Raw genomic sequence first — 12,246 nt, 5'->3', positions numbered from 1 at the left:
CTGTGAATCACTGACATTATTGGTTGTGAGCTGAATAGCGCGTATTTGTAGGGTTTTGGCATCTATACCAATATGTAGTTTACGCCATTGGCGACGATATTCAGCTCCATGTTTCTTGCGTTTCCATTTGCCCTCACCTAGAAACTTCATGCCTGTAGAGTCTACGAGTAGATGCAGCCCATCGCTACTTTTTTGGTAGCTGATTGCAATATCAATATGCTTTTGTCTTCTACAAAGCGTACTGTACGAATATCACTGATATTCGGGGCTGCTCAGCCGCAAAGTTTAATCAGACTTTGCACAAAGCCAGTGACCATACGTAAAGACAAACGGAATAAGGATTTAATCATTAAGCAGCATTGGATGGCTGCGTCGGAGTAGGTTTGATTTCGCCCTTGTTTGCCTTTTGATGGCGCATACCATTGCGTAGCAGGATCAAACCAAATGGCAATATTTCCGCGACTCATGAGTGCTCGGTTATATGCGGGCCAATTGGTTGTGCGGTAGATTTTCTGTGTAGGCTTATTCATTTGGAAATTATATCGCTGAAAAAGCCTTTACAGATAGGTTTGTGCAACAAAGCCGATTGGCATAGCCGCAAGGTACTTGCGCATAGGGTATCGATTAGTATGGAGGTGGATTTTTGTATTTCGGCTTTAAATGAAGCGATTGAAAAATATGGATCACCTGAAATATTTAATACAGACCAGGGCAGTCAGTTCACCAGTGATGCATTTATTGATGTATTGAAATCAAATGGCATTCAAATCAGTATGGATGGTAAAGGTCGATGGATTGATAATGTGATGGTTGAACGGTTATGGAGAAGCGTTAAATATGAAGAGGTGTATCTCAAAGCTTATAGCAGTGTCACCGATGCGAAAAAGCAATTGAGTGCATATTTTGAATTTTATAATTTGAAACGACCTCATTCGAGTCTGGACAAAATGACTCCAGATGAGTTTTACTATGACCAGCTACCACAACAAAATAAGGTAGCTTAACTAGAGCAGAATATCACTTATAAATAAGCTTTTAGTTGTTCAAACAAGTGGGACCACCTCTTTATATCGATGTTAATCGGCTACTAAAACATAATTTTATTTTTTTATGCAAGAGGAAACGTAAGATTCTTCTAAAGCCAATCAAGTTTTAAAGTATGATCAGTCAAATAAGACATCACTTGAGAAGAAAAGATGAAAACAGTAGGCAATGACTTGGTACGTAGTCAGTTGCATCAAAAGCGAAAATGGTATCTGGGGCTGGGCATTTTACTAGTGATTTTTGGTCTGGTCTTGCTAGCGACTTTACCCTTTGCAACCTTGTCCGTGGTATTCATGTTTGGCGTACTGATGATGATCGGCGGGATTCTGCATTTTGTTGCTGCATTTAAAATTTTTCATGGCGGTTTTCGCTGGTTCTGGGCCTTATTCGGTCTTTTATACTTGCTTGCCGGATATTATGCGTTCAGTACACCGCTACAGACCGCGGTGGTCCTGACCCATATTCTGGCGATTATTCTAATTATTGCAGGTATCATCCGGATCTTGAATAGCCTTTTGTTTCGCGCTCTGGGTGGATGGGGCTGGACTTTATTTTCAGGCATCTTGACCCTGCTGGCAGGGATTGTGATTTTGCAATCCCCAGATGCACCGTTTTGGGTCCTGGGCCTGTTTCTGGCGATTGATATTTTATTTCAGGGGATTAATTACCTGACATTTGCGTCTTATATCCGGTATGAAGTCCCGAAAAGTTCAGCTGAGCTTTAAAAGCTCGCATCAAGAGCGCTCCGTGCGCTCTTTTTTATGTCTTGTGATGAATATAAGTGTGATCAGTTTATGTCAAAAATCTTTGTACTTGCGCCGGGTTCCTTATACTGAACTTGCATAAATTATGTTGTGTAACGTATGTAACAAGTTGAAATTATTAAAAATAGGATAACTAAAAATGCAACCGACTGAATTAAAAAAATTACCAGACTGGTTATTAGAACAGTTACCCCAAATAACTGAACCAGCAATTTTATCACTTATAGGTGTTGTTCAAATTTACGGAGCCATCTCTTGTCAGCGAGATCTAAAGTTCGGTAATAGGTTGAAGCTGCGATCGGTAAAATCCTACAAATCACATCAACACCATATAAGTCTTTATTGTTATGGATGAAATCCACCATTATTTGTGTGGGCGGTCGAGCTCCGCCTGGGCGAAAAAAGCGGCTGCTTTACGTAGAATTTCATTGGCACGCTTTAATTCTTTAATTTCACGTTCCATTTGCTTCATTTTTTCTTGATCAGATATCTGTTGTACTTTAATAGGATTTTGCTGATCTAAATGCTTTTGATGCCAGGCACGAAGTGTTTCAGGAGTACAACCAATCTTAGGCGCAATTGCTGTGATTGCAGCCCAAGTAGAAGGATAATCTTTTTCAGATTCAATTAGTAATTGAACCGCTCTTTCTCTAATTTCGAGGGTATAGGTTGGTTTTTTCATCGGAATAGTCTCTCAGAATATTGAGTCTCCGACAAACCCGGTACGGTTCATTGTTTGTGTTTGGACAAAAGTGATGAATGCAGACCGTTTTGATGTGAAGAAATCATGATCTGAATATTTAAGATAAAAAACCGGCTTTAAGCCGGTTTTTTTATTTAACTTGTAGAATCAATGGTTAATTAAATGGTTACTAAAAAGCAATCACTCTAAATATAAAACAGATTTAACAATAACTTATAAAAATATATGATGCGTATGATACGCATCATATGAAAATTGCTTAAATTTGCTATAATTGAATTGCGCAGTGTCATTTGTGGTTGGGTTAAATATTCATGAGTCTTACGGAAATTAAGGTACGCCAGGCTAAACCAAAGGAAAAAGTCTATTTTCTGGCAGATGATGACGGCTTAAGTTTAAAGATAGAACCAAATGGACGTAAATCTTGGAGTTACCGCTATTCACTTGTAGGGACAAATAAACGTCCTCGCATGAAGTTGGGCGAATATCCTGTAATGTCCTTGAAAGAGGCCAGATCAGTCCGGGATGAATATAAATTTAATGATTATCAAAATAAACTGCTGCATAAAAAAGACATCAAAACTTTTCAGGATATTTGTGAAGAGTGGTTAGAATTTAAAATTAAAAATTCCTTTGAAGATGAACCACGATGCGGTGTAATTCAGCTTGCAAAAAAATGTTTAGATCAGGATATTTATCCAAATATTGGACTAACGCCATTTATTGAAGTTAAAAGATATGATCTGGTTAAGGTTATTAAAAATATAGAATCTAGAAATGTAAAAGAACCTGTAAAGAAAGCTTACAGTTATTTAAATCAGATTTATGATTATGCTGTAGCAATGGGGTATTGTGAATATAATATTGCAAATGGGCTTCATAAAATATTAGTTAATAATAAGATTAAGAAAAATTATCCTCATTTGAACTCAGATGAACTATCTAATTTCTTAGCTAGATTGAATCAGATTAATACAGATCCTATCATTAAAAAAGCCCTATTATTTAAGTTATATACAGGCGTACGTGGTGGAGAATTACTGCTTTCTGAACCACATCACTTCGATCTGGATAAAAGAATATGGAAAATACCGGCCTTACATATTAAACAATATAGAAGAAAAGTTATTTTAGGTCATGATATTCCTGACTTTTTAGTTCCACTATCTGATCAAGCACTTGAAGTTGTGAAATCAGCACTCGCTTGGTCTCATGGCGAAAAATATGTATTTTCTAGCCCCCGTAATAATCATAAACCTATTCATTTTAATACCCTGAACTTGATTATTAGAAAAATGGGATATACTAAAAATGAACTATCATCTCATGGTTTACGCTCAACATTTAGTACCATATTAAATGAATCTGGTTTATTTCAATCAAATTGGATTGAAGCACAGCTATCTCATACTGATAAAAATAAAACCCGTGCAAGTTATAATCATGCAGAATATTTCAATCAGCGCGTGGAAATGATGCAATGGTGGGGAGATTTTATTGATAGTTGTACTGTATAGTTAATGGTTATGAAATCCAAGTTTTAATTAGAATATATTAGTAAATATATAAAATTAGATTCAAGCATTATTAAGACTGAAATATTGTAAAGTAAACTACTTATATTCTGTATTATTTATTTTATACGATTTATAAGAGCCTTAGTTTTTTAATATATTAACCATGATCTATTGACAGAAAACTAGTAAAGTAAATGCCCGCTGAAACTAATTATCCGTGATTTGAGTTATTTAATGCTCTAGTAAAACAGCATTAAATAACCCGATCACGGCATCGAGTGTGGTCAGATCTATGATGAAACTCGGCTAACCAAAAATATTGTATTGGAACTAAAATGCCCTATAGATGGCAGTATAGGGCATCTAAATTACTGAACGTTAACTACGATCTTGCCGATTTGGGCATTTGTTTCCATGTATTTATGAGCTTCTTGGATATTCTCAAAATTAAAGACTTGGTCAATTAAAGGTGATAACTGACCTGACTCCAAACCACGATAAACAAATTGTTTTGCCTGTTCTAGCGCATTGGAATCAGTGGTAATTTCAAAGAGCTCATAACCACGTAATGTTAAATGTTTGCCTAAAACATCCATAACACTCATTTGGATATCACGTGTATCAAGCGCACCATATTGGAAGAATGTGCCTTGTTTAGCCATAGCTTGCATGATTTTACCTACAGCTGGACCACCTACAGGATCAAACACCATATTTACCCCCTGGTGATTGGTAATACGATTCAATTCATTTACTAAATCTTGCTCCTCAGTAGCGATCACATATTTAGCCCCTAGATCTATCAGTTGCTGCTTTTTAGCACTAGTACGAGTTAATGCGATTGGGGTAGCGCCTAACATATTAGTAATTTGAATTGCTGCCACGCCAACACTGCTAGATGCAGCACCAATAACAACATATTGGTCTTTCTGTAAGTTGCCAAAATGTACTAATGCACCATAAGCCGTCACAAACATCATCCAGCTTGCAGCCGCTTGTTGGAATGTCAAATCTTTAGGATGTTTTACAACAGCATGGACTGGCAGATTGATGAGTTCTGCGTATGTACCATATTCATCAAAACCAAAAGATGGAATGACACTCACTGCATCGCCAATACTAAACTCTGAAACACCTTCGCCAATCGCTGTAACGATACCTGCGGCTTCATAGCCAAGTACAGAAGGAAAAGTGGGTTCAATCACATAATTACCGGTACGGTACATGATTTCAGCCCGATTTAAGCCGATCGCATGGACTGCCATTTGTACTTCACGTGCTTTGGGAGCAGGAATTTCTAGATCTTCAATTTGTAGGACCTCAGCACCACCGATAGCACGCATCACCACAGTTTTAGACATGTTTCTTTTCCATATGTTTAACAGATGGAATTAGCATAGTGGTTCAAACAGATCAGATAAATAAACAATCTATTTATAGATTGGTTCTATTTTTTATCACAATCTCTTGCAAATATCCTTTCAATCCAATCTATAAAGACTTGCATACGTGCAGGTAAATGTTCACGGTGAGTGTAGAGCAAAGAAATAGGTTTAGGCATATTTTGATAAGTTGATAACACTTCAATGAGTTGGCCATTCTCGAGATACGGCTGTATTGCATGACGAACCCCTTGAATTAAGCCCAAACCATGTAAGGCTGCGCTTAAAAATGATTCTGAATCATTGACTAAAATACTTGAATCCAATTTATATTCTTCAAGTTTCTGATTCACAATAAATTGCCAATTCATAACCTTACGTTGTTTACCGCTAAAATAATTGATGGCTTGATGGTGTTTTAGATCATCTAAGGTATGCGGTGTGCCATATTTTTTTAAATAAGAAGGGGCAGCACAAGTGATCATTTCAACTTGTCCAAGTGATTTTGCAATGAGGGTTGAGTCATCTAAGTAGCCGAGTCGAATTGCAAAATCGACACCTTGATCAATGAGATCCACTAAGGAATCAGAGGATTCTAGAATCAACTCGATATTTGGATATTGTTGTTTAAACTCTGCCAAATGAGGAATCAGAATGGCTTTGGCAATGGTGATGGGTACGTTGATGCGCAGTTTACCCGATATATTTTGAGTCTGTAGATTTGGCTGAAAGCTATTAAAAATAGCATCGAAGTCTTTAAGGAGTTGCAATGCTTTGTGATAGAAAGCTTCACCTTCTAAAGTCATGCTGACTTTACGGGTGGTTCTATTGAGTAATCTCACCCCCAATTCATGTTCAAGCTGTTTGATGGCTTTGGAAATCAGTGGACGATGCACACCCAATGTCTCAGCAGTGTGAGTAAAGCTTTGGGTTTCAACCACACGCACATATATCTGTAACTTCTGCAAATGATCCATTTAATTTTGCCATTCATTGAATATCGAAATTATAACAAATGGCTGATTTAAAGGTCTTATTCGAACGACATGATGTTTAGCCGTCCGATCAGGGATGGTCATGAATACAGAAAAAAATTAATCTTCAATCAGGTCAATTTTGAATGATAAAAAATATTTCACCTGCTTATGCAATGAACTTTACCCAAAGTTTAACTATATTGATTACGATATTGGCTCGGTGTAACGTTAAACCAACGCTTAAATGCGCGTCTAAAGTTAGAACTGTCATGATAGTTTAATAGCGTTGCAATCGCATCGACAGATAAAGTACTGTCTGTTAAATAACGACGTGCTTGCTCCGACAAAATTGCATCTCGAATCTCCCTAAAGCTTGTGCCATCTGCGGCAAGTTGACGTGCCAATGTCCGTTTACTCATAAACAATGCCGCTGCAATTTGGTCTTCACTCAGTTCATGTAGCGAACTCGACAGCATCATTTTTTTTATCATATACACATAGCTTTGCTTGCCCGGTTTGAGCTGCTGTAGCATGCTTTCGCATTGTTGCATCGCGAGTAAATAACTGTCTTGATTGGCCGAGGCATTCGGAATGTGACATAGACTGAAAGGAAAGGTGGCTTTGATTGCAGGTGCGGAAAAAGAATAAGCGCCCGATAAATACTGCGCATAGGCTTGGTGATAGTCGGGTTCTGCGTGCGCAAAACAGATTTGAGCGTCATGGAGAGGGCGTCCAACAATAAATTCAGCACACTCAAATAAAATCACGGCACAGGTTTCAGCCAATAGACGATGTACCTGTTCAGACAGTTGAAAATCAAAATACAGTGATATATTGACTGAATGTTCGGTGTATTCAAGATTTAAACGTGCAAAGCTGATACGGGTGGGAATAAATTCCTGAAATGCTTTCAGTGCTATCAATAAATTTGGGCTACTGTTGACCAAGAATCCCATGGCACCATGTACTGAATAGCCACCGATTTTGTAGACACTCTTTAGTTTAATATTTTAATACGCTAGTTAAGCGTAAACTAGAATATGGAGATCTTAAGTTTCTCTCGGCAATTTAAATGAAAAGAAACGGGAGTTAATAGTATGAGTCAAGACCCTAAAAAATGTCCTGTTACCCACCTGACTACTGAAGCTGGTGCCCCTGTGGTCGACAATCAGAACAGTATGACGGCAGGTGCGCGTGGACCTTTACTTGCCCAGGATTTATGGCTGAATGAAAAACTGGCCAACTTTGTCCGTGAAGTGATTCCAGAGCGTCGTATGCATGCCAAAGGTTCAGGTGCTTTCGGTACCTTTACCGTGACCAATGATATTACCCAATATAGCCGCGCTAAAATTTTCTCTGAAGTCGGCAAAAAAACCGAAATGTTTGCGCGTTTCTCAACGGTGGCGGGTGAACGTGGTGCGGCCGATGCAGAACGTGATATTCGCGGTTTTGCCCTGAAATTCTATACTGAAGAAGGCAACTGGGATCTAGTTGGCAACAATACTCCGGTATTTTTCCTGCGGGATGCCCGCAAGTTCCCTGACCTGAATAAAGCAGTCAAACGTGACCCGAAAACCAACAAGCGCAGTGCCACCAATAACTGGGATTTCTGGACATTATTGCCTGAAGCCTTGCATCAGGTGACCATTGTCATGTCGGATCGCGGTATTCCTGCTGGCTACCGTCATATGCATGGTTTTGGCAGCCATACCTTCAGTTTTATCAATGCCCAAAATGAACGCTTCTGGGTGAAATTCCATATGCGTACCCAGCAAGGCATCCAGAACCTGACCGATGCTGAAGCAGCAGACTTGATTGCCAAAGACCGTGAAAGCAGCCAGACCGACCTGTTTGATGCCATCGAACGTGGCGACTATCCAAAATGGAAAATGTACGTTCAAGTCATGCCAGAACTGGAAGCCGAAACAGTGCCTTATCATCCATTTGACCTGACCAAAGTCTGGCCGAAGGGCGATTATCCACTGATTGAAGTCGGTGAATTTGAGCTGAACCGCAATCCGGAAAACTATTTCCAGGATGTAGAACAGGCAGCCTTTGCACCTAGTAATCTTGTACCGGGCATCAGCTACTCACCGGACCGTATGTTACAGGCACGTTTAGTGAACTATGCCGACGCAGCGCGTTACCGTGTTGGTGTAAATCATTCACAGGTTCCGGTCAATGCTGCACGCTGCCCTGTAAACTCTAATCGTCGTGATGGTCAGGGCCGCATGGATGGCAACTATGGTTCATTGCCACATTATGAACCGAACAGTTTTAACCAGTGGCAGGAACAACCTCAGTTTAAAGAACCAGCATTAAAGATTACCGGTGATGCTGATTTCTGGGACTTCCGTGAAGATGACAATGATTACTTCAGCCAGCCACGTGCCCTGTTCAATTTGATGAATGATGAGCAGAAACAGGCCCTGTTTAATAACACGGCCGCAGCGATGGGTGATGCGCTAGATTTCATCAAATACCGTCATATCCGCAACTGTTATGCTTGCGATCCAGCTTATGGGCAAGGCGTTGCTAAGGCCTTAGGTATGACTGTAGCAGATGCTCAAGCGGCACGTGAAACAGATCCTGCTAAAGGTTTGCCAAGCTTTCTTTAATTTATTTTACTTTCTCTTCCTCTTTTAAGGGGGAGAGGAGGTAAACTATGGAATATAGCATAAGAAGGTGAAAACCTTATGCCATAAATTCTCTATTAAGGATCATAAAGAAAAACTAAGATTTCTCTTTCAGAATTTGTGAAAAAATTTTAACTTTTTCTAATGTGGCGTCTACACCTTGCTTAAAAAAGGTATCCACCAGTGCCGAACCGATCACCACCAGATCAACTTTATTGGCTAAGGCTTTCACATGACTTTCATCTTTAATCCCAAAGCCAATAGCAATCGGGATATTAAAAATTGGTTTGATTTCAGCAATCTTTTTTTCAAGATTGGTCAGATTTAAAGTACCGCCGGTGAGACCATTTTCCGCAACATGATATAAAAATCCTGTCGCACTGGCTGAGATTTGTTTCAATCGCTCAACTGGAGTAGTGGGTGCGCTCATTGCAATTAAATGCATATTTTTTTCATTTAATATCTGTTTAAATTTTTCCCGATATTCATAAGGGGCATCTAGGATCAGAATCCCCTCAATCAAATTTTCGGTATCCGCAACCAGCTTCTCGAAACCATATTGTATGATCGGGTTTAAATAGGTCATTAAAATAATCGGGGTGGTTTCATCCTGTAAACGGATAGCTTTCACGAGCTCAATGGTTCGATGCACGGTCTGACCAGAAGCGAGTGCTCTAACATGAGCAGCCTGGATGGTCTCTCCATCTGCCACAGGATCAGAAAATGGGATGCCCACTTCGATGATATCAGCTCCAGCTTGACCCAATTGACTAAATAGACGATAACTTTCATTAAAATCAGGATCTCCGGCAGTAAAATAACAGACTAAACCACTGCGATTTTCCTGTTTTAATTGCATTAGTTTTTGATCTAAACGGTTCATGCGCGTGCTCCTGCAAGATACTTTTTGACTGTGTCTAAGTCTTTGTCACCTCGACCGCTTAAATTGATGATAATTGTCTGTTCCGGATGCATTTCTTTCGCAAGTTTGATGGCATAGGCAATAGCATGAGAACTTTCCAGCGCTGGGATAATGCCCTCTTGCTGGCTCAGTAGTTGAAAGGCATGTACAGCCTCTTCATCTTTGACTGCTGCATAAGTCACGCGGCTTGTTTCAAACAGGATGCAATGCTCAGGGCCAACCCCAGGGTAATCCAGTCCTGCGGATATGGAATGTCCCTCTAGAATTTGCCCGTCTGAATCTTGCAGTAAGTAAGTCAAATTACCATGCAAGACGCCGACTCGACCTTTGGAAATCGAGGCAGCATGTTCATGACTATCAGTGCCTTTCCCGCCAGCTTCAATTCCAAACATTTTGACATTGGTATCCTCTAGAAAGGGGTGCATGAGTCCTAATGCATTGGAACCCCCACCGACACAAGCAACCAAAGCATCTGGGAGTTTATTTTCTTTAAGAAGAATCTGGTTTCTGGCTTCGATGCCAATAATTTTCTGGAACTCTCTCACAATAGTCGGGTAGGGATGCGGGCCAGCACCAGTTCCTAGCAGATAGTAAGTCGTGTCGACATGACTGATCCAGTCACGTAAGGCTTCATTCATAGCATCTTTCAGGGTTCCACGGCCTTTTTTTACGCCTTGTACTTCAGCACCAAGTAATTTCATACGTTCAACATTCGGTTGCTGACGTTGAATATCTGTTTTACCCATATAGATCGTGCATTTCATCTTAAAGAGTGCACAGACGATTGCTGTGGCAACACCATGCTGTCCTGCACCTGTTTCAGCAATGATTCTGGTTTTACCCATGAATTTAGCCAATAATATTTGCCCCACACAGTTATTGATCTTATGGGCGCCGGTATGGTTCAAATCTTCTCGCTTGAGATATATTTTGGCTCCCCCTGCGTAGGAAGTTAGATTTTTTGCATAGAATAGCGGGCTAGGGCGACCCACGAAGTCGGTTAAAATCTGTCGATATTCAGCCCAAAATTCAGGTTGATTCCGTATGGTATTAAAGGCTTGTTCTAAATCTTGTAGAGCTGGCATCAGGCTTTCAGGCATATAGCAGCCACCAAATTTACCGAAAAAACCACCTTGATCAGGACCCTGACCGATATAAGGAGTTGTCATTGTCTTTCTCTTAAAATTTCAACATTGATTGGATCTTAAAAGATTTCCATTTTCCTGATAATTGATATATTTTTGATTTATGATGTTAGAAAAATTTACAGCATGAAACGTAGAACCTTACCGCCTTTAAATTCACTTAAAGCATTTGAAGCGGTCGCTAGACATCAAAGCTTCAGCTTGGCTGCGGAAGAACTGTGTGTCACTCATAGTGCAATCAGCCATCAAATCAAACAGCTCGAAGAATGGTTGGATAAAAAATTATTTATTCGGCATTCATCAACGATTACTCTCACTCAGGATGCAGAAGACTTATCCCGTCTTTGTACTCACTTCTTCAATGAGCTGGAAGAATGTGTATTTGAATTAACTCACAAAGCGTCAGAAGTAGAAATCGTAATCGGTGCCTCTCATAGCTTTATGGCGAACTGGTTAATTCCACGACTGGAAAAACTAGAGAGCCTTTATCCTAATATCTCTATTAAATTGATGACCTGTAACGACCTAAAGCTACTGGAAAAAGAAAAAATTGATATTTTTATCAATAGTTTGAATGTAGATGAAATGCTGCCTAAGTTTTTGGATAAATTTCTTTTATTTCCGGACAACATGGGACCAGTTTGTAAAGGTGAAAGCTATGCTCTCACTAGTATTCATGATCTTTTTGAGCACCCATTACTTCACACTTATTCCAATAAGAATGCCTGGCAGATCTGGTTTGAACGATCCCATCTAAACCTTGAGACTAAATCGAATGATCGATATTTTGATCGTCTCAATTTAATGATAGAGGCGGCTGTTTCAGGATTGGGGATTGCTATAGCGCCCCAGATTTTGGTAGAAAAGGAAATATTAAGTGGCAGAATTATTGCGCCGTTTGAATTTACCTATTGCAACTTTGACTTCTATGCAATCGTTAGGAAAAATAATTCAAATCAAGAGATTATCAATATTGTAAATTGGTTACAGACCCAATGTTGAGAGGATCCCAATCAAAAGCCATTTCTATCGCTTCTTATTCTCAAGTGAAAATACCCTATCTTTAGTGTGAAAGAGGACTCCACCCGACAGTCAGGGTGAAGGTGAATTTCACGAATTTTTTTGGTGTTTTTTCAGTGCAATATGATAGAATAAT

9 protein-coding genes, 3 pseudogenes and 1 other annotated feature are annotated in these 12,246 nt (G+C 39.5%); of the genes and pseudogenes, 5 read left to right on the top strand and 7 right to left on the bottom strand.

Features of this window, described 5'->3' with window-relative positions; genetic code table 11:
• Nucleotides 1-530 (bottom strand): annotated as a pseudogene (locus FTT73_RS14270) (IS5 family transposase); the annotation flags it as partial.
• 39 nt (nt 531-569) lie between these two features.
• Here FTT73_RS14270 and FTT73_RS14265 point away from each other — a divergent pair.
• Together FTT73_RS14265 and FTT73_RS14260 are read left to right on the top strand one after the other, a co-directional pair.
• Nucleotides 570-1,004 (top strand): annotated as a pseudogene (locus FTT73_RS14265) (transposase); the annotation flags it as partial.
• A 192-nt stretch (nt 1,005-1,196) separates the two neighbouring features.
• On the top strand, nt 1,197-1,769 hold the full coding sequence (locus FTT73_RS14260; protein WP_159139015.1) for an HdeD family acid-resistance protein: 573 nt from the start codon (nt 1,197-1,199) through the stop codon (nt 1,767-1,769).
• 296 nt (nt 1,770-2,065) lie between these two features.
• On the opposite strand, the pseudogene FTT73_RS14255 reads toward FTT73_RS14260, so the two are convergent.
• Nucleotides 2,066-2,490: pseudogene (locus FTT73_RS14255) on the bottom strand (transposase); the annotation flags it as partial.
• Nucleotides 2,099-2,215 (bottom strand) — a sequence feature (AL1L pseudoknot). Its footprint overlaps the pseudogene before it by 117 nt.
• A 335-nt stretch (nt 2,491-2,825) precedes the next feature.
• Between FTT73_RS14255 and FTT73_RS14250 the strand changes: the two are divergent.
• Entirely contained in the window at nt 2,826-4,028 is a 1,203-nt protein-coding gene (locus FTT73_RS14250) for an integrase arm-type DNA-binding domain-containing protein (RefSeq protein WP_159138989.1), read from the top strand.
• Between the two features lie 368 nt (nt 4,029-4,396).
• Here the strand turns inward: FTT73_RS14250 and FTT73_RS14245 are convergent, their stop codons facing one another.
• The 3 genes from FTT73_RS14245 to FTT73_RS14235 form a co-directional block, all read right to left on the bottom strand.
• The gene (locus tag FTT73_RS14245; protein WP_159138988.1) at nt 4,397-5,389 is read right to left on the bottom strand and encodes a zinc-dependent alcohol dehydrogenase family protein; all 993 of its coding nucleotides are present in this window, start codon (nt 5,387-5,389) and stop codon (nt 4,397-4,399) included.
• 86 nt (nt 5,390-5,475) lie between these two features.
• On the bottom strand, nt 5,476-6,387 hold the full coding sequence (locus FTT73_RS14240) for a LysR family transcriptional regulator (RefSeq protein WP_100535562.1): 912 nt from the start codon (nt 6,385-6,387) through the stop codon (nt 5,476-5,478).
• Between the two features lie 191 nt (nt 6,388-6,578).
• Entirely contained in the window at nt 6,579-7,343 is a 765-nt protein-coding gene (locus FTT73_RS14235) for an AraC family transcriptional regulator (RefSeq protein WP_100535561.1), read from the bottom strand.
• Nucleotides 7,344-7,484: 141 nt separating this feature from the next.
• Between FTT73_RS14235 and FTT73_RS14230 the strand changes: the two genes are divergently transcribed.
• Nucleotides 7,485-9,005 carry a catalase gene (locus tag FTT73_RS14230; RefSeq protein ID WP_049590605.1) on the top strand — a complete coding sequence of 507 codons (1,521 nt, stop codon included), beginning with the start codon at nt 7,485-7,487 and terminating at the stop codon, nt 9,003-9,005.
• 115 nt (nt 9,006-9,120) lie between these two features.
• On the opposite strand, the gene trpA is transcribed toward FTT73_RS14230, so the two are convergent.
• Nucleotides 9,121-9,906 carry a tryptophan synthase subunit alpha gene (trpA, locus tag FTT73_RS14225; protein ID WP_180000711.1) on the bottom strand — a complete coding sequence of 262 codons (786 nt, stop codon included), beginning with the start codon at nt 9,904-9,906 and terminating at the stop codon, nt 9,121-9,123.
• Nucleotides 9,903-11,114 (bottom strand): tryptophan synthase subunit beta, encoded by a 1,212-nt coding sequence (gene trpB / locus FTT73_RS14220; protein WP_100535558.1) that lies wholly within the window; start codon nt 11,112-11,114, stop codon nt 9,903-9,905. The genes trpA and trpB overlap by 4 nt, the downstream gene beginning before the upstream one ends.
• 102 nt (nt 11,115-11,216) lie before the next feature.
• Here trpB and FTT73_RS14215 point away from each other — a divergent pair, with 102 nt between their 5' ends.
• Nucleotides 11,217-12,092 (top strand): LysR substrate-binding domain-containing protein, encoded by an 876-nt coding sequence (locus FTT73_RS14215; protein ID WP_100535557.1) that lies wholly within the window; start codon nt 11,217-11,219, stop codon nt 12,090-12,092.
• The last annotated feature ends 154 nt before the right edge of the window (nt 12,093-12,246 follow it).

This window comes from Acinetobacter sp. YH01006 (assembly GCF_013420445.1).
Lineage (GTDB): Bacteria > Pseudomonadota > Gammaproteobacteria > Pseudomonadales > Moraxellaceae > Acinetobacter > Acinetobacter pseudolwoffii.
The sequence above is the reverse complement of the archived record's forward strand: the minus strand, read 5'-3'. Positions and strand labels throughout refer to the sequence as shown.

Excerpts from the sequence above, each read along its gene's own strand:
- FTT73_RS14245 (WP_159138988.1), bottom strand. The coding sequence starts at position 5,389 with ATGTCTAAAACTGTGGTGATGCGTGCTATCGGTGGTGCTGAGGTCCTA.
- trpA (WP_180000711.1), bottom strand. The coding sequence starts at position 9,906 with ATGAACCGTTTAGATCAAAAACTAATGCAATTAAAACAGGAAAATCGC.
- FTT73_RS14230 (WP_049590605.1), top strand. The coding sequence starts at position 7,485 with ATGAGTCAAGACCCTAAAAAATGTCCTGTTACCCACCTGACTACTGAA.
- FTT73_RS14235 (WP_100535561.1), bottom strand. The coding sequence starts at position 7,343 with ATGGGATTCTTGGTCAACAGTAGCCCAAATTTATTGATAGCACTGAAA.
- trpB (WP_100535558.1), bottom strand. The coding sequence starts at position 11,114 with ATGACAACTCCTTATATCGGTCAGGGTCCTGATCAAGGTGGTTTTTTC.
- FTT73_RS14240 (WP_100535562.1), bottom strand. The coding sequence starts at position 6,387 with ATGGATCATTTGCAGAAGTTACAGATATATGTGCGTGTGGTTGAAACC.
- FTT73_RS14215 (WP_100535557.1), top strand. The coding sequence starts at position 11,217 with ATGAAACGTAGAACCTTACCGCCTTTAAATTCACTTAAAGCATTTGAA.
- FTT73_RS14250 (WP_159138989.1), top strand. The coding sequence starts at position 2,826 with ATGAGTCTTACGGAAATTAAGGTACGCCAGGCTAAACCAAAGGAAAAA.
- FTT73_RS14260 (WP_159139015.1), top strand. The coding sequence starts at position 1,197 with ATGAAAACAGTAGGCAATGACTTGGTACGTAGTCAGTTGCATCAAAAG.